Origin of the sequence: Pseudarthrobacter sp. W1I19, from assembly GCF_030817835.1 — a bacterium.
In the GTDB taxonomy this organism is placed as follows: domain Bacteria; phylum Actinomycetota; class Actinomycetes; order Actinomycetales; family Micrococcaceae; genus Arthrobacter.
Map to the genome: position 1 here is coordinate 1,065,018 of NZ_JAUSZR010000001.1, position 22,561 is coordinate 1,087,578.

The window sequence follows — 22,561 nt, forward strand, 5'->3', positions numbered from 1 at the left end:
TGGCAGGTACGTGGATCCCAAGGCCGGGAAAATCACCTTCAGTGGTTTGAGCAATGGGCGGCTGCCCAGGTTTGGGCCACCGGTACGAAACTCAAGGCCGAACAAGCTCTAGCCGCTGCGACCTTCCGGGAGTCCCCGATTCGGGCGATCCTGCCGTCCCATGTTCAGGCATGGGTGAAGGGCCTGTCCGTCAGGTTGGCGCCGGCCACCGTGGCTGTCTATTACAACCTGGTTAGTTCCGCGTTTCGGGCTGCTGTCACGGATAAGGTCATCGCGGAGAACCCCTGCGCGGGGGCGAAGCTGCCCCGTAAGCGGCGCCGCGAAGCCGCGATGACCATCCCAGCACCCGAACAAGTCAAAGCCGCCCTAGATGTCGCCCCGGAATGGTTTGCCCCGTACATCGCCGTTTGCGCCTTCGCTGGCTTACGTTTGGGCGAGGCCGCCGGGTTGCAGTTGGCTGATGTGGACTTCCTTCGGCGCACCATCAGCGTCTCGCGGCAGATCCAGGGCAATACAAAAGCAAGCGCCGAAGTCGTTCCACCTAAGCATGGTTCCGAGAGGTGCGTTTATGCCGCGGACGAACTCCTTCAGGTCCTCGCCCGTCATGTCGAAACCACGGGCGTCTTCGGTCGGGAGAAATGGCTGTTCGGCGCCGGGGGAACGTACTTCAATCGCAACTCCGCTGCCGACCGTTGGCGGCAGGTTCGGGAAGCCGCGGGCATAGGAGCGTTCACCCTGCATGATCTCCGTCATTTTTTCGTCTCGGGGCTCATAGCTGAGGGGTGCGACGTTGTGACAGTGCAACGGGCCGTTGGTCACGCAACGCCTTCAATAACTCTGAATACCTACAGCCACCTCTGGCCCATCGCTGAAGACAAAACGAGGACCGCAGGATCAATGCTGATCGCTGCGGTCCTCGACAATTCTGCGGACTATCCGCGGACTATCCGGAAAGCATCCCAGTAAGTACGCGGAAAAACGGCTGCTAGCTGCGGAAGTTCACAAACTGCAGGTCGGCCTCGTCGAAGTCCTTCAAGAGTGCCATGGTGGCCTGCAGGTCGTCGCGCGACTTGGACGTAACCCGCAGTTCGTCGCCCTGGATCTGGGACTTCACTGACTTGGGGGCTTCGTCGCGGATCAGTTTGTTGATCTTCTTGGCCAGGTCCTGCGCGATGCCTTCCTTAATGGAAGCCTCGAGGCGGAACTCCTTGCCCGAGGCGTAGGGTTCGCCGGTGTCCAGGGACTTCAATGAGATGCCGCGGCGGATCAGCTTGGACTGGAGCACGTCCAGTACCGCCAGGACGCGCTCTTCGGAGTTTGCCTTCATGAGGATCTTCTCGCCGCTGAAGTCCACCTCTGCACCGACGCCTTTGAAGTCGTAGCGCTGGGCCAGTTCCTTCTGTGCCTGGTTGAGCGCGTTGGCCACTTCCTGCTTGTCCACTTTGCTTACGACGTCGAACGTTGACTCGCCTGCCATGACTCTCCTTGTGCTGGTGGGGGCCTTGTCCGCGGACAGGGCCGGGATCGCTGCATTCCAGCCTAATACGGATGTCGCTGATGAGGGGGAGCCGTATTTCACAGTTCCCTCTCAGCGGACATCCCGGGGGAACGAAGGAGGTCCGGGCAGAGTTGAAGGAGTTGGAACTGCTCGAAAGGAACACCATGCACCGCAAAGCTGTCCACTACGTCACACGAACCACATCAGCGGCAGCCGGGGCGGTTGCAACGGCAGCAACCTCGGTTGCGGCAGCGGCGGTGGCAGCGTCCATCATGTTCAGCCCGGTGGCGGATGCGTCCTCCCGCATGGACGGCGTTCGGGAGGACCTGCTCCGGGCGGTGCAGTTGAACCAGATCACCGAAGAGCAGGCCGTGAAGTTCGAGGCGAAGCTGGCCGGAAGGATTCTGGGCGAGGCCTGACAGCAGGCTTAAGGACCGCCTCCGAGGGCGGGAAATCCGCGCTGTTCCGGGCTTCGGAGCGCCGATTCGATTCTTCGGCGGAAGTTCTGTAAAGTTGTCTTGCCCGCGGTTACTGGAAGCGGAACGGCTCGGAAACGGACGCTCTGCAGACTGCATCTTCGGGTACTTCTTTTGAAGTTCGGCAGATTACCCGAGCGGCCAAAGGGGGCTGACTGTAAATCAGCTGGCAACGCCTACGGGGGTTCGAATCCCTCATCTGCCACCCAAGGAAAAGCCTCCGGAACCACAGGTTCCGGAGGCTTTTTCGTGTCTTCACGCCGGTGCCGGGTGCCAGGCTTAGCGGGCTTAGCGGGGCTAGCGGCGCCCGGAGAACGCCCATCAGCTCCTGCACCCAATCGGGCAACCCTTCATCAGCTCCTGCACCCAATCGGGCAACCCTCCATCACCCCCTGATCAAAATACTGAAACCCTCCATCACGCTTGGGAGAACAGGAGTTATCGATGCTCGGGCCGCGGAAGTACGGCCCTCGATATTGATCTGGAAGTGATGGGGCAACGCGCCAGTAGCGGCAGGAGCTGATGGAGGGTTGCAGGGAAAACGGCAGGTGCTGATGGGGCGTTGGGAGGGAGGGCCCGCAAGAGCGCGCAACCTGCAGCTCCGCAAGCACCCCAGCCACCTTCAGCGTCAATAGTCTTGCCATCGCCGATTTCCCGCGCCTTTACTGGGAAGCAGGCCCTTTCCATACACACGTTTTGTCCTATAACCCAGGTGCCGGAGCTGGCCGGCAAAGGCGGCAAAACCGCCGTCGACATGTCAGTGGCACGGGCGTAGTCTGGCACCATCGGCGCAAGTGCCCGATGCCCTGCGTCGATCAAAGAATCGATAAAGGAGGATCAATGAGTGCCGTACGTGAATTCATGACTACGGACGCGCAGTGTATTAAGGAAAACCAGTCCCTCGCAGATGCTGCCCGGATGATGCTGGACCTTGACTGCGGATCGTTGCCGATCTGCGGTGACGACGGCAAGTTGAGGGGCATGATCACCGACCGTGACATCGTGCTCAAGTGCGTGGCTGCAGGCCGCGATCCGCGCGAAATGATGGCCCGCGACCTCGCCTCGGGCCGGCCCTACTGGATCGACGCCGATGCAAACGTTGATGAGGCCATCGACATGATGGAAACCCACCAGGTCCGCCGGCTTCCTGTCATCGCCGACCACAAGCTGGTGGGGATCCTGAGCCAGGGAGACATCGCCCGCAATTACTCCGAGCAGCGCGTGGGCGAGCTGGTGGAGCACATCTCCGAACGCAAACGGATGAACGCTTAACCCGGTAATTCTTTATCAACCAACGCCACGGAGGTCCCTCCGTGGCGTTTCTTGATGCCACATCCTGGCCTTGTCCGCAGCTCCCTGCCCTGAAGGTTAGGAGCCGCGGACAAGCTTGGGATGCGCCCGGGCTGGCAGGTGTCAGTTCAGTGCAATCAGGAGCATTTGGCTGGTTCCCGGGATGCAGGTCTGCAGGATGGCCCGGGGGAAGCCGCCAAACACGTTGATGACGTCATTGGTGGTCCCCGGGTTGGGTACCTGCCCGCGAGCCGTCGCCGTGTAGGTTCCGTAGCCCGGGATGCTCACCGTCTCACCCACGCCGATTCCGGAGAAGCGGGCCCAGCCGCCGCAGAAATCATGTTCGGTGATGAAGAGCGAGTAGCCGTCGTTGGGGGTGAAGTGGATAGGCCCGATGCAGGCGTCAACCATGGACTGGCCGCCTGCGCCGGCAACGTAAATGGTCCGGACGGCAGGAGCGGCCGCGACCGGGGCGGGCGCCGGAGCGGCTGCCGGTGCCGGTGCGGGGGCCGAAGCAGGAACAGGAGCAGCAGCAGGTGCCGGGGCCGGTGCGGCAACGGCCGGACCCGTCAGGACCAGTGTCTGGCCCGGGACGATGATGCTGTACTGGCCCAGCCCGTTCGCGGCAAGCATGGCGTTCATGTCCACCCCGAACCGCCCGGCAATTGCACCGACGGTATCGCCAGGAACCACGGTGTACTGGTTTCCGTCGGCGGCCGGTGCGGGCGCCGGTTCAGGAGCGGGCGCGGGCTCGACGGCGGGTGGCGGCGGTGCTGCCTCCGCCGGCGCTTCCGCGGCAGGCGCGGCAGCAGCGGGCGCCTCGGCTGGTGCCGCTGCCGGCGCCTCTGCGGGCGCCTGGACAGATTCCGCGGCACCGGAACCGGCAGCATCGGCCTGCGGGCCCTGCGCTTGGGAAACCGCCTCGGCAATGGGAGCCGCCGCCGTCGTACCTGCCGGAGCGAGGGTGACGGGAGCAGCAAGCGCCCCCACTCCCACCGCCGCCACAACGGCGGCGGTGGCCATCCCCGCCCACAGCTTGTTGCTGATGGTGGGGCGGCCGGCCGTCAGGTCGGAGCGGGGGACGTCGGTGGCGAAACTACGGCTCGGACCGTCGGGAGTAGAGAAGTATGGCTGGTTCATGGGTAGCCCATCGAGGTGCGGTCCGGCCGGGCTGCTGCGGACGCAGGGAGCGGGGCAGGACGGATCGAGGTGTGACGCACCGGCGGCCCAGCCTTAGGCCAGGCCGCCGCCGGCGCATGATGGAGGCGTCCGCATACCCAGAAAATACGGAAGCTCCGCGAGAAGGCACTGCCATCCGGAAGCCACCCGGTGAACAGGCCAGCACATGTTCGGTCCTAGGAATCCCGAGTCTAGGAAGTCCGGGAGGGCGCAGGCACCAGTAGGGATTACCCGAATATTTTGGGCCGGTACTTGGGAGTGCGGTCCCGGATACTCAAAATCGTTCCTGCGTACTACCTGCTGCTCCGGGCCGGGATGCTACCGGCTTTGCCGGCCTTTCAGCTCCGCGATCTCCCGGCGCAGCAAAGCGATTTCCGTGACTAGTTCCGCCATTTCGGCCCGCACCGGCTCCTCGGCTTCGGCCGCCGCTTCGGCGGTGTCCTCCACCCGCTGGACCAGCCAGGATGCAATGGAGGCCGTCACCACACCAAGAACAGCGATGCCGCTCATCATGAGGGCTGCAGCTACCATCCGGCCGAGAGGCGTTACCGGGTACATATCCCCGTAGCCCACGGTGGTGATGGTGGTAATGGCCCACCACAGGGCATCGCCGAACGTCAGGATCTTCGCGTCCGGCGCAGACTGCTCCACGTCCAGGACAGCGAGGGCGCCCACAAACACGAGCATGGTGGCCGATCCAACTACGTACGTGACCACGCGTCCCCGGAGGGTGTCGCCCAGCGTCCGGTGGAGGACGGACAACAGCGTCACCAGCCGGAGCAGGCGAAGGGGGCGGAAGAATGGCAGGGCCACAATCAGCAGCTCATGCAGGTTCCGGACGAACCAGCTGCCCCGGTCGGCGGCGAGCCAGAGGTTGGCCACGTAGTCCACGGCGAAGATACCCCACGTGGCCCACATAATGGCCTCCAGCCAGAAGGCCGCGCTGCCCTCAATGCGCCCGATGACCTGCGACGCATACGCTGCCAGGAAGACCAGCGCCGTCATGGTGAGCGGCCAGTCCGCCAGGTCCCGGTAGCGTTGTTGCGTCATGCAGGAAATCCTACGTGGACGCCGATGAGCTTCACCGGCACCGGTAGACCGGATGTTACTCGCAGGTAACATGGAGGCATGCACCTGTTGTTGAGAACCCTCCTGCTGCTCATAACCTCGTCCCGCCGGCCGCCGCTGACCGTCTGGGACCACTCGTCGCTGCCGCTGCGGGTGCTGCCCACGGACATCGACATCGCCATGCACGTCAACAACGGGATGTACTTGTCCCTGATGGACCTTGGCCGGTTCGACCTCATGGTCCGTTCCGGCGTCTGGAAGCGGATGCGGCGCCGGGGATGGGGCCCTGTGGTGTCCGCGGAAACCATCTCGTTCCGCAAGTCCCTGCAACTGTGGCAGCACTACACCATCGAAACCAGGATCATCGGGCTGGACGCGAAGGCCATCTACTTTGAGCAGCGTATGGTGGCCGACGGCGAGATTTATGGCCGCGCCTACATCACCACCCGCCTGGTCCACCAGGGCCGGCCCGTTAGCCAGGACGACATCCTGCGCGAGTTCGGCGAGCCCCCCCGCAGACCTGGTTCTCCCCGAATGGGTCCATGAGTGGCGGGCCTCCAGCGCGTTGCCCGGGAGCCGGACCCCGGCGCCGCACGCCTGGGCCTAGAGCTCCGGTCCAAGAAATAAGCCCGCGCCAGCAACCCACGGCGCGGCTCGATTTGGGGAATGGCAAAGGTTATTCCCGATGACGCGGGGAGCGAACAAACTGCCCCGGCCAAGACATCCCGGCCGCGCACGCGTACGGTTAAAAGATGGCTACCGTTGACATCACTGGTGAACAGTTCGCATCGACCATCGAAGGCAATGACATTGTCCTGGTGGATTTCTGGGCAGAATGGTGCGGCCCCTGCAAACAGTTCGGCCCCACGTACTCCGCCGTCTCCGAGAAGCACCCGGATGTCCTCTTCACCAAGGTGGACACAGAGGCCGAGCAGCAGCTTGCCGCCGAGGCAGGCATCTCGTCCATTCCCACCCTGATGGCATTCCGCGAAAAGGTGCTGGTGTTCTCACAGCCCGGCGCGCTGAACTCCCAGCAGCTGGAACAGGTTGTGGACGCCGTCAAGGCCCTGGACATGGACGAGGTCCACGCCCACGTGGCACGCCAGCGCGAAGAAGCAGCCGCCGCTGCTCCCGGCCGGCAGGACGGCACACAGATCCCCGAGGCCTGACTCTTTCTTAAACTTCGAAGCGGCGCCCTCCATCAGGAGGGCGCCGCTTTCGGTTAACCGGTGGGTCTTAGAGGCGTTCCAGCTTGACGGGCTCGGCCAGCAGCGCGCTCAGGGACTCGTTCAGGTCCTGGACGGCGACGCCCTTGGAGTGCTTGGCCAGATCCTCCTCGGACGCCCACTGTTCAGTCAGGACCAGCTTGTCCTCGGTGGCTTCGGTCAGCTCGTAACGGATGCAGCCGGGTTCGTTCACCACCTCGTCAATGGCGATTTCCAGGGCCAGCTTTACACGGTAAAACTCGCCGTCGTTGGGGATGAACGTTGCCTGCAGGTCAATGGGAGAACTCATGGATTTCACAATACCGGCCACTGGCTGCAGCCCCGCTCCTGTTTACGCGAGCCATCCGACTGTTGCACCGCTTCAATCCTTTGATTGCCCGGGGCCGCTTGGTAGCGTGCCCTCATGCGCGCTTACACAGCCGGGGACACTGACGTCCCGTTGCTCGAGGAGACCATCGGCGGAAACTTCGAAAAGATGGTGGCCAGGTTCCCGCTCCACGACGCACTGATCGAGGCGGCTCCGGTGCCCGGTGCGGACGCGAGGCGGTGGAGCTATACCAAGATGAACGACGACGTCGACCGGCTGGCGCGCGCATTGCTCGCCCTGGGCGTCGCCAAAGGGGAGCGGGTGGGGATCTGGAGTCCGAACTGCGCCGAGTGGACGCTGCTGCAGTATGCAACGGCCAAGGTGGGTGCCATCCTGGTGAACGTCAATCCCGCCTACCGGAGCCACGAGCTGGAGTTCGTGCTGAAGCAGAACGGGATGCGGATGCTGGTCGCCGCGCCCTCGGACCGGAACAGCGACTATGTGGGGATGGCCCGCCATGCGCTCGCAGAGTGCCCGGACCTGCGTGAACTCGTCTTCCTTCCCGTGCCCGGCGGGAAAGGGTCCAGCTGGGAGGAGACCGGCGGGGACGGGTCCGACGGCGCCGTCCCGCTCAGTGCCGCGGAGCTGACGTACGCTGAGCTGCTTCGGCGGGCGGACGACGTCGGGCATGCCGCACTGAAGGCGCGCATGGCTGAACTAAGCCCGCACGATCCGATCAACCTGCAGTACACCTCGGGGACCACGGGCTTTCCCAAGGGCGCCACGCTGACGCACCACAACATCCTGAACAACGGCTACTCGATCGGGGAGCTGCTGGGCTACACGGAGCACGACCGGGTGGTCATTCCGGTGCCGTTTTATCACTGCTTCGGTATGGTGATCGGCAACCTGAACGCCCTGAGCCATGGTGCTGCCACCATCATCCCGGGCAGGGGCTTCAACCCGGCCGCGGCGCTGGAAGCGGTGCAGGACTTCGGCGGCACCTCGCTGTACGGGGTGCCCACCATGTTCATCGCCGAACTCGCCCTGCCGGACTTCGCCTCCTATGACCTTTCCACGCTTCGGACCGGCGTGATGGCCGGTTCGCTGTGCCCCATCGAGGTGATGAACCGGGTGATTTCGGAGATGAACATGCTGGACGTGGCCATCTGTTACGGGATGACGGAGACCTCCCCGGTGTCCACGATGACCCGGAAGGGGGACACCCTGCAGCACCGGACGGAAACCGTGGGCCGGACCATGCCGCACCTGGAAAGCAAGATCGTTGATCCGGGTTCGGGTGAGGTCCTGGAACGCGGAGAGATCGGCGAACTGTGCACCCGGGGCTACGCCGTGATGGAGGGCTACTGGAACCAGCCGGACAAGACCGCCGAGGCCATCGACGCCGACGGCTGGATACACACCGGTGACCTGGCCCGCATGGACGACGACGGCTACGTGGTGGTGGAAGGCCGCATCAAGGACATGGTGATCCGGGGCGGCGAGAACATCTATCCGCGCGAAATCGAGGAGTTCCTTTACACCCACCCGTCCATCCAGGACGTGCAGGTCATCGGGGTTCCGGATGCCAAGTACGGGGAGGAACTGATGGCGTGCATCATCCTCAAGCCCGGTGCTGAACCGCTGGACGCCTCCGCCCTTGCCGAGTTCTGCCACGGGAAGCTGGCGCACTTCAAGATTCCCCGCTACGTCGATGTTCGGGAAAGTTTCCCGATGACGGTTTCCGGCAAGATCCGCAAGGTGGAGATGCGCGAGGAAGCCGTGGCCCGGCTGGGCCTCTAACTCCAAGGCGGGGTCAGTGCCGGCGGTGGTCCTGGATGGTCATCCGCGGGCCGAAGGTGGGTTTCCGGAAGCCTGTGCTTTGGATCATCCGCACCACCCGCTGCCGGTGCCCCTGCCAGGGGGCCAGCAGCCGGAGCATGCCGGCGTCGTCCGTCCGCCGGCCCGTCAGCGCTGCGCCGACGTACGCCGCCAGGTGGTAGTCGCCCACTGAGATGGAGTCCGGGCAGCCATGCGTCCGCTGCACCACCTCCGCCGCCGTCCAGATGCCGATGCCCGGAATGGTCTGCATCTTCGCTGCCGCCTCCAGCGCCGGCAGTGCTGCCAGCCGTTCAAGCGCGACGGCGGAACGCAGCGCCCGCATGACCGTCGCTGAACGCTGTGGTCCCACACCCGCCTTGTGCCACTCCCAGCTGGGGATCTGAGCCCATTGTGCGGCGGTGGGCGGCAGCATCAGTCCCGGGGGAGCCAGCAAGCCTGCCTGCGGTGCGGGGGAGCCGTAGCGGTGCACCAGGTAACGGTAGGCCCGCCGGGCCTCGATCACGGTCACTTTCTGCTCCAGGATGATCGGCACGAGCTGGTCGACCATCCGCCCGGTGGAGGGAAGCCGGAGGGCCAGGCTCCGCCGCCGCGCCTCCCGGACCATGCGGGGGAGCGTGGCGTGGAACGCCGGCTCGTCAAACTCCTGCCAGTCATCATCCACGCCCAGGAGCCGGGGCGCCGCGCTGATCGCCGCGCCTGCGCCCGGGCCCCATGCCTGGACGTCCACCCGGAACTCCAGATCCACGCTGCCGGCGGGGCTGAGGCGCACGGTGGCCGGCCCGTCCGGCGTCGTAAAGGCATGCCAGATGACGCCGCCCTGGGCACTGAAGGACGGATCACTGTTGCCGCGCAGGAGCGGGCCCAGGGTCCGGGCAAGGTCATACGGACCACCCGGATACCAGCGGAGAGACGCATCCGCGGCGGCTGCCAGCCGCGCGGGTGCCTCTGCAATGGTCATACATTCATCGTCCCATGGCAGGCGGACAATGCGCCCGCCGGGGTTCCATCCGGGCCTTAATCTGCGGAGTGCTAAGGACTAGACTCCCAGGTGTGGCGCGGGGCGTCCGCGCCTTCACTTCGCATCCAAAGGAGCATGCAGTGGCTGGAGTTGTGCATTTCGAGATCCCCGCCGACGACAAGGAACGCGCCAACGGCTTTTACCAAAGCGCATTTGGTTGGAACCTGAGCCCCATGCAGGGAATGGACTACACCATCGCCATCACCACGCCATCGGATGAACAAACAGGGATGCCCAGCGCGCCCGGTGCCATCAACGGTGCCCTGTTCCCGCGCACGGACAACCTCAGGACGCCCATCATCACTATCGATGTGGAGGACATGGACGCTGCCCTGGCGCAGGTGGAATCTGCCGGCGGTTCGGTGGCCCAGGCCAAGGACGCCGTTCCCGGCATGGGTTACTACGCCTACTTCAAGGACACCGAAGGCAACATCATGGGCCTCTGGCAGACAGATTCCTCGGCAGGAAGCTGACTGACGGGGCAGGCGCCAGCGAAAGCGGTAGCTTTGTACTCATGAAGTACGCCCAGTCCGTCCTGGACCTCATCGGCAATACCCCGCTCATCAAGCTCAACCATGTGACGGAGGGCATCAAAGCCACCGTCCTGGTCAAACTGGAGTACGTGAACCCGGGCGGATCCATCAAGGACCGCATCGCGGCCAAAATGATCGAGGACGCCGAGCGGGACGGCAAGCTGCAGCCCGGCGGCACCATCATCGAACCCACCTCCGGCAATACGGGCGTGGGCCTGGCTCTCGTTGCCCAGCAGAAGGGCTACAAGTGCATCTTTGTGGTTCCGGACAAGGTGGGCGAGGACAAACGGGCCGTCCTGCAGGCCTACGGCGCGGAAGTAGTGGTGACGCCTACAGCCGTTCCGCCGGACAGCCCGCAGAGCTACTACGGCGTCTCGGACCGGCTGGTGCGCGAAACGCCCGGCGCGTACAAGCCGGACCAGTTCTCCAACCCGGCTGCGCCGGGCAGCCACTATGAGACCACGGGCCCGGAAATCTGGCGCGATACTGACGGCAAGGTCACCCATTGCGTGATCGGTGCCGGCACCGGCGGCACCATCACCGGCACCGGCCGGTACCTCAAGGAGGTTTCGGCCGGCAGGCTGGAGTCCGACGGCGGACTGGTCCGGATCATCGGCGCCGACCCCGAAGGTTCGGTCTACTCAGGAGGCACCGGACGCCCCTACTTCGTCGAAGGCGTGGGGGAGGACATGTGGCCGGCGAACTACGACAAGTCCGTCCCGGACCAGGTGATCGCCGTCAGCGACGCTGACTCGTTTGCGATGACCCGCCGCCTCGCCCGCGAGGAAGGCCTGCTGGTGGGTGGCTCCTCGGGCATGGCTGTAGTAGCCGCGCTGCAGGCGGCGCGGGACCTGCCGGAGAGCGCCGTCGTCGTCGTGATCCTTCCCGACTCCGGACGCGGCTACCTGGCCAAAATCTTCAACGACCAGTGGATGCGCTCCTACGGTTTCCTCTCCGGCGGTGAAGAAACCTCGGTAGGTGAGGTGATCAAGTCCAAGAACGGCGAACTGCCGGACCTGGTGCACATCCACCCCAACGAATCCGTCCGCGATGTCATCAACATCATGAACGAGTTCGGTGTCAGCCACATCCCGGTCCTGTCCCAGGAGCCACCCGTGGTCATGGGCGAGGTGCTGGGCGCGGTGGATGAGCGCAGCCTCACGGCCAAGCTGTTCCGCGGCGAGGCGAAGCTGACGGACAAGATCGCCGAGCACATGGGCCCCAAACTGCCCGTCATCGGTTCACTGGAGACCATCTCGGCGGCCAGGGAACTGCTCTCGGACGTGGATACGGTGATGGTCACGTTCGTTGGTGCACCGGTGGGCATCCTCACCCGGCACGACCTTCTGGCCTACCTCAGCAACTGACCTGCACCTCCGACCTGCTCGCCCAATAAGGAGCACCATGTCCCTCCCGGAAAACCAAGGTTTCAACACCCGCGCCGTCCACGCCGGCCAGCCCTTCGAGCCGCGCACCGGCGCCGTGGTTCCGCCGCTGCACTTCAGCTCGACCTACGCCCAGGACGGCATCGGTGGGCTCCGCGACGGCTACGAGTACGGCCGCGGCGGCAACCCCACCAGGGACGCGTTGCAGGAACAGCTCGCGGCTTTGGAGGGTGGCACGCACGCCTACAGCTTCAGTTCAGGGTTGGCGGCCGAGGATTCACTCATCCGCGCCCTGACCCGGCCGGGTGACCACATCGTGCTGGGCAACGACGCCTACGGCGGGACCTACCGGCTCATCAGCCGTGTGCTGGGCGGCTGGGGGATCGGCAACACTCCGGTGGACATGGCCAACCTCGACGCCGTCCGGCAGGCCGTTGCCGCCAACAAAACCCGCTTCGTGTGGGTGGAGACGCCGTCCAACCCGCTGATGAAGATCACGGACATCGCCGCGCTCGCAGAGATAGCGCACGACGCCGGCGCCCTCCTCGTCGTCGACAACACCTTCGCGTCGCCCTACCTGCAGACTCCGCTCGCCCTGGGTGCCGATGTGGTGGTCCACTCCACTACTAAATACATTGGCGGGCATTCGGACGTAGTGGGCGGCGCCGTGGTGGTCAAGGACGCCGAACTCGCCGAGAAGATCGGCTTTGTGCAGTTCGCCGTGGGTGCTGTTTCAGGTCCCATGGACGCATTTCTCACCACCCGCGGTCTGAAGACGCTGGGCGTGCGGATGGACCGGCACAGCCTCAACGGCCAAGCCGTGGCGGAGTGGCTGCTGGAGCGACCCGAAGTGGAGGCTGTCCTGTATCCGGGGCTGCCGTCCCACCCCGGCCACGAGCTCGCGAAGAAGCAGATGCGCAGCTTCGGCGGCATGGTGTCGGTGCAGTTCAAGGGCGGCGAAGCGGCTGCCCGGAAGGTGGCCGAATCAACCAGGGTGTTCACCCTGGCCGAGTCGCTGGGCGGCATCGAGTCGCTGATGAACTACCCGTCGGAAATGACCCACGCCTCGGTCAAGGGCACCGAGCTCGCTGTCCCGGTGAACCTGCTCCGGCTGTCCTGCGGCATCGAGGACGTGGAGGACCTGGTGGCGGACCTGGAGCAGGCGTTCTCCTCCATCCCCTAGTTCGGGTCCTACCCCGCGAGATTTCACTTCGCGGCAATGTTTCCGGCAGAGATTGCTGCGAAGTGCCATCTCGGCGCCGGTCTGGCTTTCTTCAAGAAAGTCAGCTAGTGTGCCCGTATGGCACTTCGATCTGACTGGTCCCGGCGCACCTGCAGCATGGCCCGCGGCCTGGATATCCTTGGCGATCCCTGGACCATCCTGGTCCTCCGGGAAGTGTTTTTCGGGAACGGCCGTTTCGATGCGATGAAATCCCGGCTGGAGGTGGCCGACTCCGTGCTCACCAAACGCCTGGCCGGCCTCGTGGAGTCCGGGCTGCTGACCAAGCGGCCGTACGACGACGGCGGCCGCACCAGGAGCGAGTACGTCCTCACGGAGAAGGGTGAAGACGCCCTCCCGGTGCTGAATGCCGTCACCATCTGGTCGGAGAAGCACTTGCCCGCCCCCTCCGAACAGGCCCACCTGTACGTCATTCACCGCGACTGCGGCCAGCGCACCAGTTCCGCCGATACCTGCATCCACTGCGGTGACCGCCTGACGGCGACCAACACCAGCTGGCACAGCCAGGCCAGGACACCATCGCCGGTGGAACTTGCCACCGCCGCATCCCCGAAGGAAACAGCCGCGTGAGCGACGACAAACCCACCCACGGAAGCACCACAGCACCGGCAGCCAACCCGCTCCTTGGCGACGGAACTGACGGTGCGGCTTCCGCCGTCGTCCGTCCGCCGGAAAGTCCGCAGCGGCGCCGGCGCCTGCACCCCGCATGGATCGTTGCCGCCGTCGCCTTCCTCGCGCTGGTGGGAGCGGCCGGTTTCCGGGCTGCTCCGGGGGTGCTGATGGTGCCCCTGCAGCAGGAGTTCGGCTGGTCCACCACGGTGCTTTCTGCTGCCGTCAGCATCAACCTGGTCCTTTTCGGGCTCACTGCGCCGTTCGCCGCAGCGCTCATGGAGCGCTTAGGCATCCGGGCCGTGACGGCAACGGCGCTGGTGCTGGTCGGTGCCGGCAGCGCACTGACCGTGCTGGTGAACCAGTCGTGGCAGATCCTGCTGACGTGGGGCCTGCTGATCGGGCTGGGGACCGGGTCCATGGCGCTGGTGTTCGCCGCCACGATCGCCAACACCTGGTTCGTCAAAAACCGGGGGCTGGTGATCGGCATCCTCACCGCAGGAAGCGCCGCCGGCCAGCTGGTCTTCCTCCCGTTTATCGCCGCGCTGGCGCAGGATCCTGGCTGGCGGCAGGCGTCGCTGCTCATCGCGGCAGGGGCCCTGGCGGTGGTTCCGCTGGTGCTGAAGTTCCTCAAGAACTCGCCGGCCGACGCCGGGGCGCTGCCGTACGGTGCGGAACAGCCGGATGCCGGCACCCTCCAGGCAGTTCCCGTGGACAGCGGTCCCCGCGTCAACGCCGCCGTGCGCACCCTGCAGGTGCTGAAGCGGGCCAGCAAGGTCCGCACCTTCTGGGCCCTGGTGGCGGGCTTCGCGATTTGCGGTGCCACTACCAACGGGCTGATCGGCACCCACTTCATCCCCTCCGCCCATGATCATGGCATGCCTGAAACCACCGCTGCTGGGCTGCTCGCCGTCGTCGGGATCTTCGATATTGTGGGCACCATCGCCTCGGGCTGGCTGACCGACCGGTTCAACCCCCGCATCCTGCTGGCTGTCTACTACCAGTTCCGGGGCATCGGCCTGCTGGTGCTGCCCCTGCTCCTGAGCGCCGAAGTGCAGCCCAGCATGATCGTGTTCGTGGTGATCTACGGCCTGGACTGGGTGGCCACCGTGCCGCCCACCGCGGCCATCTGCCGGGAAACGTTCGGCGCAGACGGCAGCGTGGTGTTCGGCTGGGTGTTTGCGGCCCATCAGCTCGGGGCTGCTGCCGCTGCCCTGGCCGCCGGCGTGATCCGGGACTCCACCGGCCAGTACACCTACGCCTGGTTCGGCGCGGCGGCGATGTGCACCATCGCCGCGGTCATCAGCGCCACGATCCGCAAGCATGCCGCCCCGCGGGAAGAGCCGGTCCCCGTGGCTTAACACCACGCCATTAGGCTGGTGCCATGGAACCCCTTTTGCCAGGCGCCGTCCGCAACACTGCCTTGATCACGGGTGCTGGCCGCCTTGCCTCCATTGGTGCCGGGATCGCCCGGCAGCTGGCGGCCGAAGGCTGGGACCTGGTTCTGGCTTACTGGCAGGAGTACGATGCCCGGATGCCGTGGGGGAGCGAGCCGGACGACGTCGTACGCCTGACCGCCGAGCTGGAGGCGATCGGTGCCCAGGTGCATACCCTGCCGGCGGATCTGGAGGACCCGGCCGCCGCGGAGCAGTTGCTGGGAGAAGCCGTCCGCCTGGCCGGCCCGCTGCAGGGCCTGGTGCTCAGCCACGCCGAGTCCGTTGATTCGGGAATCCTGGACACCAGCCTGGAATCCTTCGAGCGCCACTTTGCCGTTAATACGCGTGCGAGCTGGCAGCTGATTGCCGCCTTCGCCCGGCACGTGACGGACGACGGCGGCGCGATCGTTGCGCTGACCAGTGACCACACAGCGTTCAACCTTCCCTACGGCGCGTCGAAAGGGGCCCTGGACAGGATCGTGATTGCCGCCGCGCGGGAGCTGGGCCCACTGGGCATCTCCGCCAACGTCCTGAACCCAGGGCCCGTGGACACAGGCTGGATGGACGACGAGGTCCGTACAGCAGTGACGGCTCAGCAGCCCACCGGCCGGCTGGGCACCCCCGCGGACGTGGCCGGTACTGTGGCATTCCTGCTCTCACCGGCCGGCCGCTGGGTATCTGGCCAACTGATCAAAGCCGACGGTGGCTTCTCGGCCTGACATCTTTGCGTAGGCAACAGGCCTCCGCAGTCCTACAATCGCGCATATGGACGCCGTTGAGGTAGCCGGACTCAGGATTGCCTACCAGCGGGTGGGCAGCGGGCCGCCGCTGGTCCTCTTCCATGGCGCGGGCGAGGACAGCAGGATTTGGCGTCAGCAGCTGGAGGACCTCTCCCGGGACTTCACGGTAATCGCCTGGGACGCTCCCGGATGCGGCCAGTCCGATGATCCTGCACCGGATCTTTCGGCCCGGGACCTGGGCCTGCTCGCTGCCGGCTTCGTGGAGCAGGCCGTCCGCGGCAATGGAAAGCCGCATATCCTGGGCCTGTCCTGGGGCTCAATGGTGGCGCTGGAGTTATACAAGGGGTACCCGGACGTCCCTGCATCGTTGCTGCTGGTGTCGGCGTATGCCGGCTGGGCAGGGTCGCTGCCGCCGGAGGAAGTGGAACGGCGGATTGCCATGGTGGAGGCAGAAATCGGCGAGCCGCCGGGAAAGTTCGTGCACGAGTGGCTGCCCACACTGTTCACGCCCGGCGCCGACCCTGCAGTAGTGGCCGAAATTGCAGCCATTATGCTCGATGTCCGCCCGGCAAGCCTGCAGGCATTGCTCAGCGCGAGCGGACGGGCGGACTACCGCCACGTCCTGCCCACGATTACTGTTCCCACGCTCCTGATCTACGGCGAGGAAGACCAGCGCTCACCGCTGCCGGTGGCGCATGAGCTGCACCGGCAGATTCCTGGGGCAGTGCTGACGGTGATTCCCGGCGCCGGGCATCTGGTGTTTGCCGAAGCCCCGGATCCGTTTAATGCCGAGGTCCGGCGCTTCCTGCATGGTCTCGCCTGAAACCCCACCCAACTAAGTAGCGCTAAGTGTCGGTTTGGCGCTCCAGAGCGACAGTTAGCGCTACCTAGTTGGGATGCATGGGTCAGCGGAAGGCGCCGAGGCCGGTGATGTGCTGGCCGAGGATCAGGGTGTGGACTTCGTCGGTGCCCTCATAGGTGCGCACCGATTCCAGATTGGCCGCATGCCGCAGGGGCGGGTAGTCCAGGGTTATCCCGTTGCCGCCCAGGATGGACCGGGCCTCGCGAGCTACTTTAATGGCCTCGCGGACGTTGTTCAGCTTGCCCAGCGAGATCTGCTCCGGCCGCAGCACACCGGCGTCCTTGAGCCGGCCCAGGTGCAGCGCCAGCAGCGTGCCCTTCTGGATCTCCACCAGCATGTTCACCAGCTTTTCCTGTGTCAGCTGGTAGCCGGCCAGCGGCTTGCCGAACTGGAGCCGCTCCTGCGAGTACGCCAGTGCTGCAGTGTAGGAATCGCGGGCAGCACCCATGGCGCCCCAGGCGATGCCGTACCGCGCTTCGTTGAGGCAGGTGAACGGCCCTCGCAGGCCGCGCGCCGCCGGGAGCAGGGCCTCCGGACCCAGCCGGACGTCGTCGAACACCACATCGCACTGGATGGACGCACGCATGGACAGCTTCTGCGCGATAGGCGTGGCCGTCACGCCGGGCGTTCCGGCCGGCACCAGGAAGCCGTGCACGCCGTCGTCCGTCATGGCCCACACCACCATGACCCCCGCTATCGAAGCGAGCCCGATCCAGCGCTTGGCGCCATTGAGCACCCAGCCGGCGTCGTCACCTGAGCCGTCGCGTCGGGCGAAGGTGGTCATGGAGGACGGATCGGAACCGGCGGTGGGCTCGGTCAGCGCAAAGCAGCCGATGACCTCCCCGGCGGCCATCCGGGGGAGCCACTCCTGCTTCTGGTCCTCCGAGCCCCACGTGTGGATGGCGGTCATGGCCAGCGAACCCTGCACCGAAACGAATGTCCGGATTCCGGAGTCTCCGGCTTCCAGTTCCATCGCCGCCAGGCCGTATTCGACCGCGGTACGGCCAGGGCAGCCGTAGCCCTGCAGGTGCATCCCCAGCACCCCGAGCTCACCAAGTTCCGGTGCGAGCTCCAGGGGAAAGACAGCATTCTCATACCAGCGGGCGATGTCCGGCCTGATCCGCTGGGCGGTGAAGTCCCGGACCTTCTGCCGGAGGGCCAGTTCGTCCGCGCTCAGCAGGGAATCGAGGGCGAGGACATCAGACGACGGGTCAGGTGTCACGGTTTCCCCACAAAGTAGGTGCGCGTAGCGGGCAGGAACCGGCAGACGATCGCCAGGACCACGCCCAGAGCCAGGAGCACCACGCCGCTGACAAAGGCACCGCCGACGCCGAAGATCCGGGTATCGCCGTAGGCCGGGTCCCACATCTGCACGGCTGAGACGAAGAAGGCAGCGGTCAGCAGCAGCGCCCCCGCGAGCGGCAGGATGCCCCGGAACCACAGGTTCCGCGCCGACTGCCGGAGCGTATTCCGGAAGAACCAGAAGCAGGCGAAGCCGGTGAGGGCGTAGTAGAAGGCGATAAAGAGGCTGATGGCGCTGATGGAGTCCGAGAGCAGGTTTTCGCTGAGGAAGCTCATGGCCACGTAGTAGGCAATGGCGGCGCCGCCCATCACCTGGGTGGAGAAGCCGGGTGTCTGGTTCTTTGGATGCACTTCACCGAACTTTGCCGGCAGGGCGCCGTGGACGCCCATGGACAGGGTGCCGCGGGCGGTGGGCAGGATGGTGGTCTGGGTGGAGGACAGGACCGAGGCCAGGACTGCGACGACGATCAGCCAGCCCCACGGGCCCAGCACCACGTCCTTCATGGCCAGGAAGACATCGTCCTGGTTCGCCTCGTTGCCGAGCCCGATCCCTTCCGTGCCCACCGTGGCGTACATCATCACCAGGAGCCCAACCGAGACATAGATGGCCACCAGGACGAAGGCCGAGATGACGGCGCCGCGGCCGGGCGTGGTGGAGGGGTTTTCGGTTTCCTCGTTGACCGCCAGGCACGTGTCCCAGCCCCAGTAAATAAAGAGGGCCAGCAGGGCGCCGTGCACCACGGCGCCGGGATCGGCGAAGGCGCCTACTGGGTTGAACCAGTCAAAATCGAAGGGCTGGATGGTGGTGTCGCCGCTGGCTGAGCCCCTGATGATTCCCACCACGATGGCCAGGGCAAAAATGCCCAGCGAAATGTACTGCACGTACGTGAGGACACGCTGCACGTGCTCGCCCAGGCGGATGCCGCGGTAATTCACCAGCGTCATCACGGCAATGAACAGCACGCCCGTGGCAGTCACCAGTACCTTGTTTTCCGCCAGCGAACCGTCACCCACCAGTAGCCACAGGTACTGGCCTGCCACCTGCGCAAGGTTGGCCAGGACGATGGTGCCTGCGAGCGCAACACCCCAGCCGCCCAGCCAGCCTGCCCATGGCCCGAAGGCACGCCGGGACCAGGTGAACGTGGTGCCGCAATCCGGGATGGCGCTGTTCAGTTCCCGGAAGGCGTAGGCGATGAACAGGACCGGGATAAAACCGATGAGCAGGATCAGGGGAGTGTAGTCCCCATTTACCGCCACGATCAGTCCAAGGGTTGCGGCGAGGGAGTAGACCGGGGCGGTTGAGGCCAGGCCCAGCATGACGGAGTCGCCGAGGTCCAGGATCCCGGCGCGGAGTCCCTTGGCCGGGACGCCGGCACCGTGCGCTCCGCCCGGGCCTCCCGTCGTCGTAATCTCTGTGCTCATGCCGTCACCGGGCTCGAAAATGTCAGGGGGCTCATAGTGCTATACCTGCCTTGCTGGAATTGGCCGCGGCTGAGAGCGGGGCCGGAGCGTCAATGGTGTTGGGCACGAACCTGCAGAAGTAGTCCGTGACCGGGCCGTCCGATTCGCGGATGCCGCAGCCCACGGATTCGCCGTCCACCACCCACAGGCCAAGGACGGGATGGTTGCCGTCGAAGTCCGGCAGGGGGTGGTACTGCTGGTAGCACCAGCCTTCGCGGCCGTAGCCGCCGGGCTGCTCAAGGTTGATGCCCTGGGCGTGGATCCGGATGTTGTCGCCTTCGCGGCCGTGCAGGGGCTTGGCCACCCACTCCTTCAAGGGACCGGGCTCGTTCAGGTACGCCGGGAGCAGGTTGGGATGCTCCGGGTAGAGGTGCCACAGGGCGGCCAGGAGTGCTTTGTTGGAGAGCAGCATCTTCCAGGCCGGCTCCACCCAGCGCGGGTTGTGGGCGCGTTCGAGCAGGCGGTGGCCGAACGGTTCCTTCATCATCAGCTCCCACGGATACAGCTTGAAGATGGTGCTGATCATGAAGTTGTCCAGGTCCACAAAACGGTTCAGGTTGGGGTCCCAGCCGATATCGGACATGTTGATGCCGATGGTGGTCCAACCGGCCTGGCTGGCGACGTCCCGCATGTAGGCGGCGGTCATCCAGTCCTCCCCGGATTCCTCGACTTCCGAATGCGCCACGTGCAGGGTGCTCATGCCGGTGCGGAATTGGAACTTCTTCCACTGCCGGATCAACGCTTCGTGGATGCCGTTCCACTGGTCCTTTTCCGGGAAGACGTCCTGCAGCCAGAACCATTGGGCGACGGCGGCCTCAATCAGTCCGGTGGGAGTGTCGGCGTTGTACTCGAGCATCTTGGCCGGGCCGCCCTGCCCGTTGTAGATGAAATCGAACCGGCCGTAGACGTCCACATCCGCCGCCTGCAGGGAAGCCGCGGCCAGTTCCAGGGCCTGCGGGCCGATCCCAATGTCCCCCATGGCCCCGGTGGCCAGGAACCGCGCAGCCTCCAGGCACATTTTGTGCATCTCTTCGGCGGTTAGCTCGAGGGCTTCCACCTCGTCCATGGTGAACTCGTAGTACGCGGACTCGTTCCAGTACTCGATCTTCCGCCCGTCGTCCATGGTGGTGGTGGAGAACACCAGGCCCTGTTCCTCGATCCTTTGCTTCCACCCGGGCCTGGGCTCGGACAACTTCCGCTTCACGCCTAACCCCCCGAGACTTTGCCGCCGCCGCCACTGGTTCCGCTTTTCGCGGTAGTGCCGAATCCGCCCCGGCTCACAGTGCCGCCCTGGGTGCTGTACCCCGTGGACGCCTTCGCGCCGCTGGGCACCGTCCTGGTGTAGTTGGGCGAGGTGGAGCGGTTCTGCCCCAGGGACGGGACATAGGCGCCGCGGGAGAAGAAGTACCAGGCGTAGATCCCGCCGCCCCTCCCTGCGGAGCTGTTGCAGTTGGTGTCCTCAACGCGCTCGCCGGTTTCGTCGTTGAAGCAGACCTGCGCGTATTCGGGGTCGTCCTGGTTGCTGGCCACGACGGCCGTGAGGGTTCCGGCGAGCAGTGCCGTGACGCCGAGTCCCACCACCACGGTCCGCCGCTGGGAGCGCTTCTTCCGTGCGGCGGTCTCGTTGAGCTGCTTTTCGCGGTCCCGGGCGAACGGGTCCACCGGGGTGACGGGCTGGTTCAGGAGGTCGGGACGCAGTTCAGGCTTGGGAACCTGCCAGGGGGGAGGCTTGGGCGCGCCCTCGCCGGGAGCATCGCTCGGCTGGCCCGCCGCTTTGCCCGGACCTGCACCGCCGCCGCCGTCCGCGCCTTTGCCGGCGTGGCGTTGCGGCTCGTGCTCCGGATCTTTGTTCGGGTCCATGGCGTCCCCCTCAGTAGTCCACGTGAATTGGGCACAGCGCTGCACCCCCAATTGCAATCCTCGAATCAGCGTAATCCCTGGCGGCCCCGGCTGACCCAACCGGCTCGCAATTAACGTCGCAACGCCCGTTTCGCAGCGTTAAATGCGGGTCACTTGGGTGGAGGGACCCGGCGTCTGCACCCCTACACTGGTGCCATGGAAACCGCCTCAGTACTTGCCGTCTGCCGTGTCCACCAGCTTGTCCCGGACTCTTCGAACGTGGGAGTCACGGCTATCGACAAGCGTGCGGTGGACGGGCCGGTGAAGGTGCACAGGCTGGGCCTCCAGGGCGACATCCAGGCCAACCGCGTCCATCACGGCGGACCAGACCAGGCAATCTACGCCTACTCCCAGGCCGACGCCGACTACTGGGCCGCGGAACTGCAGCGCGAGCTCCCGCCCGGGATCTTCGGCGAGAACCTCCGTGTGGACGGGATCAATCCCACCCACGCTGTCATAGGGGAACTCTGGAAGATCGGTCTGGACGTGGAGGTTGAGGTCACCTCGCCGCGCACGCCCTGCGCGACGTTCCAGCGGCGGATGGCGGAGCCGCAGTTCGTCAAGCGGTTCACTGGCGAAGGACGCGTGGGCGCCTACCTTCGCGTTATCAAGGTGGGCACCATTAGGGCGGGCGACCACATCCACAAGCTGTACGTTCCGAAGCACGGGGTTACGGTGGGCAAGTGGTTCAGCGAGCCGGACCTTGAGTCCATGGAGGCGTTGAAGGACGCCGACGCCGACGGCGAGATCCGCCTTCAGCAGCCCGAGTTCAGGAAGAAATTCGAAGCATTGGAGCGGCAGCTGGCGCGGTAGGCGCCCGTCGCCGCGGCCGGACGGTGAGGCATGTGCGCAAGCTCACCGCCCGCCGTCGTACACTCAATTTCCGCTGCGGCACCTGCGTACCTTACACTTGAAACATCCCCCACTCCGGAAATCCCTTATTCCTGCCCAATTTTTGAGGCAGGACTGGCAAGTGTTGGGGCCCGCAACTGTGATGCGGGCATTTTCATAGGGAGAGCCGGCTAAAGAAAACGCTGTACAGACTGCTGGGATAGCAGCCAAGAGATGCAGCGCGAAGTCCTGCCACGGGATTGCGAAAGCGCCGGACTTCTGTGACCGGCCGGTCAACGTTTGCCCGGCATCCACGGCACACGTACTGCGGCTCCGCTCACCTCGGGTAGTGCCGCCTG

Annotated in this window: 22 protein-coding genes, 1 tRNA gene and 1 pseudogene; 15 read left to right on the forward strand and 9 right to left on the reverse strand. The window is 65.3% G+C overall.

Annotation, left to right across the window (positions count from 1 at the left end; translation table 11 throughout):
• Positions 1 to 330 precede the first annotated feature (330 nt).
• Positions 331 to 966 carry a site-specific integrase gene (locus tag QF038_RS22295; protein WP_373461516.1) on the forward strand — a complete coding sequence of 212 codons (636 nt, stop codon included), beginning with the start codon at positions 331 to 333 and terminating at the stop codon, positions 964 to 966.
• Positions 967 to 985: 19 nt separating this feature from the next.
• Here the strand turns inward: QF038_RS22295 and QF038_RS04955 are convergent, their stop codons facing one another.
• Complete coding sequence (locus QF038_RS04955; RefSeq protein ID WP_050054209.1) at positions 986 to 1,477, reverse strand: YajQ family cyclic di-GMP-binding protein; 492 nt, start codon at positions 1,475 to 1,477, stop codon at positions 986 to 988.
• A gap of 185 nt (positions 1,478 to 1,662) precedes the next feature.
• Between QF038_RS04955 and QF038_RS04960 the strand changes: the two genes are divergently transcribed.
• From QF038_RS04960 to QF038_RS04970, 3 genes are all read left to right on the forward strand, one after another.
• Positions 1,663 to 1,917, forward strand: a complete 255-nt coding sequence (locus QF038_RS04960) for a hypothetical protein (RefSeq protein WP_307613406.1) — start codon at positions 1,663 to 1,665, stop codon at positions 1,915 to 1,917.
• A 180-nt stretch (positions 1,918 to 2,097) separates the two neighbouring features.
• Positions 2,098 to 2,179: transfer RNA gene (locus QF038_RS04965), tRNA-Tyr, on the forward strand.
• A 635-nt stretch (positions 2,180 to 2,814) separates the two neighbouring features.
• A complete protein-coding gene (locus QF038_RS04970; protein WP_307609173.1) occupies positions 2,815 to 3,246 on the forward strand; it encodes a CBS domain-containing protein in 432 nt (143 codons plus the stop codon).
• A gap of 141 nt (positions 3,247 to 3,387) precedes the next feature.
• Here QF038_RS04970 and QF038_RS04975 read toward each other — a convergent pair whose 3' ends face one another.
• Entirely contained in the window at positions 3,388 to 4,404 is a 1,017-nt protein-coding gene (locus QF038_RS04975) for a LysM domain-containing protein (protein ID WP_307609174.1), read from the reverse strand.
• Between the two features lie 357 nt (positions 4,405 to 4,761).
• Entirely contained in the window at positions 4,762 to 5,493 is a 732-nt protein-coding gene (locus QF038_RS04980; protein WP_307609175.1) for a potassium channel family protein, read from the reverse strand.
• 78 nt (positions 5,494 to 5,571) lie between these two features.
• Between QF038_RS04980 and QF038_RS04985 the strand changes: the two are divergent.
• Positions 5,572 to 6,118 (forward strand): annotated as a pseudogene (locus tag QF038_RS04985) (acyl-CoA thioesterase).
• 145 nt (positions 6,119 to 6,263) lie between these two features.
• Entirely contained in the window at positions 6,264 to 6,680 is a 417-nt protein-coding gene (locus QF038_RS04990) for a co-chaperone YbbN (RefSeq protein ID WP_307609176.1), read from the forward strand.
• 67 nt (positions 6,681 to 6,747) lie between these two features.
• Here the strand turns inward: QF038_RS04990 and QF038_RS04995 are convergent, their stop codons facing one another.
• Complete coding sequence (locus QF038_RS04995) at positions 6,748 to 7,026, reverse strand: putative quinol monooxygenase (RefSeq protein ID WP_307609177.1); 279 nt, start codon at positions 7,024 to 7,026, stop codon at positions 6,748 to 6,750.
• A 114-nt stretch (positions 7,027 to 7,140) separates the two neighbouring features.
• Here QF038_RS04995 and QF038_RS05000 point away from each other — a divergent pair, with 114 nt between their 5' ends.
• Positions 7,141 to 8,847 carry an AMP-binding protein gene (locus tag QF038_RS05000; RefSeq protein ID WP_307609178.1) on the forward strand — a complete coding sequence of 569 codons (1,707 nt, stop codon included), beginning with the start codon at positions 7,141 to 7,143 and terminating at the stop codon, positions 8,845 to 8,847.
• Between the two features lie 13 nt (positions 8,848 to 8,860).
• On the opposite strand, the gene QF038_RS05005 is transcribed toward QF038_RS05000, so the two are convergent.
• On the reverse strand, positions 8,861 to 9,844 hold the full coding sequence (locus QF038_RS05005) for a DNA-3-methyladenine glycosylase (RefSeq protein ID WP_307609179.1): 984 nt from the start codon (positions 9,842 to 9,844) through the stop codon (positions 8,861 to 8,863).
• A gap of 140 nt (positions 9,845 to 9,984) precedes the next feature.
• Between QF038_RS05005 and QF038_RS05010 the strand changes: the two genes are divergently transcribed.
• From QF038_RS05010 to QF038_RS05040, 7 genes are all read left to right on the forward strand, one after another.
• Complete coding sequence (locus QF038_RS05010) at positions 9,985 to 10,377, forward strand: VOC family protein (protein WP_307609180.1); 393 nt, start codon at positions 9,985 to 9,987, stop codon at positions 10,375 to 10,377.
• A gap of 41 nt (positions 10,378 to 10,418) precedes the next feature.
• Positions 10,419 to 11,804 carry a cystathionine beta-synthase gene (locus tag QF038_RS05015; protein WP_307609181.1) on the forward strand — a complete coding sequence of 462 codons (1,386 nt, stop codon included), beginning with the start codon at positions 10,419 to 10,421 and terminating at the stop codon, positions 11,802 to 11,804.
• 37 nt (positions 11,805 to 11,841) lie between these two features.
• Positions 11,842 to 13,005, forward strand: a complete 1,164-nt coding sequence (locus QF038_RS05020; RefSeq protein WP_307609182.1) for a cystathionine gamma-synthase — start codon at positions 11,842 to 11,844, stop codon at positions 13,003 to 13,005.
• Between the two features lie 117 nt (positions 13,006 to 13,122).
• Positions 13,123 to 13,632, forward strand: coding sequence for a helix-turn-helix domain-containing protein (locus tag QF038_RS05025; protein WP_307609183.1), 510 nt, complete (start codon positions 13,123 to 13,125; stop codon positions 13,630 to 13,632).
• 125 nt (positions 13,633 to 13,757) lie between these two features.
• A complete protein-coding gene (locus tag QF038_RS05030) occupies positions 13,758 to 15,032 on the forward strand; it encodes an MFS transporter (protein ID WP_307613407.1) in 1,275 nt (424 codons plus the stop codon).
• Positions 15,033 to 15,055: 23 nt separating this feature from the next.
• A complete protein-coding gene (locus tag QF038_RS05035; RefSeq protein WP_307609184.1) occupies positions 15,056 to 15,826 on the forward strand; it encodes an SDR family oxidoreductase in 771 nt (256 codons plus the stop codon).
• Between the two features lie 46 nt (positions 15,827 to 15,872).
• On the forward strand, positions 15,873 to 16,670 hold the full coding sequence (locus QF038_RS05040) for an alpha/beta fold hydrolase (protein WP_307609185.1): 798 nt from the start codon (positions 15,873 to 15,875) through the stop codon (positions 16,668 to 16,670).
• An 82-nt stretch (positions 16,671 to 16,752) separates the two neighbouring features.
• Here QF038_RS05040 and QF038_RS05045 read toward each other — a convergent pair whose 3' ends face one another.
• From QF038_RS05045 to QF038_RS05060, 4 genes are read right to left on the reverse strand one after another with little or no spacing between them, the layout of a single operon-like run.
• Positions 16,753 to 17,931 carry an acyl-CoA dehydrogenase family protein gene (locus QF038_RS05045; protein WP_307609186.1) on the reverse strand — a complete coding sequence of 393 codons (1,179 nt, stop codon included), beginning with the start codon at positions 17,929 to 17,931 and terminating at the stop codon, positions 16,753 to 16,755.
• Positions 17,928 to 19,433 carry an APC family permease gene (locus QF038_RS05050; RefSeq protein WP_307609187.1) on the reverse strand — a complete coding sequence of 502 codons (1,506 nt, stop codon included), beginning with the start codon at positions 19,431 to 19,433 and terminating at the stop codon, positions 17,928 to 17,930. The genes QF038_RS05045 and QF038_RS05050 overlap by 4 nt, the downstream gene beginning before the upstream one ends.
• Before the next feature lie 31 nt (positions 19,434 to 19,464).
• The gene (locus QF038_RS05055; RefSeq protein WP_307609188.1) at positions 19,465 to 20,676 is read right to left on the reverse strand and encodes a glutathionylspermidine synthase family protein; all 1,212 of its coding nucleotides are present in this window, start codon (positions 20,674 to 20,676) and stop codon (positions 19,465 to 19,467) included.
• Between the two features lie 2 nt (positions 20,677 to 20,678).
• Positions 20,679 to 21,332: a Tat pathway signal protein gene (locus QF038_RS05060; RefSeq protein WP_307609189.1), complete on the reverse strand. Its 654-nt coding sequence runs from the start codon at positions 21,330 to 21,332 to the stop codon at positions 20,679 to 20,681.
• Positions 21,333 to 21,527: 195 nt separating this feature from the next.
• Here QF038_RS05060 and QF038_RS05065 point away from each other — a divergent pair, with 195 nt between their 5' ends.
• Positions 21,528 to 22,184 carry an MOSC domain-containing protein gene (locus QF038_RS05065; protein ID WP_307609190.1) on the forward strand — a complete coding sequence of 219 codons (657 nt, stop codon included), beginning with the start codon at positions 21,528 to 21,530 and terminating at the stop codon, positions 22,182 to 22,184.
• Positions 22,185 to 22,561 lie beyond the last annotated feature (377 nt).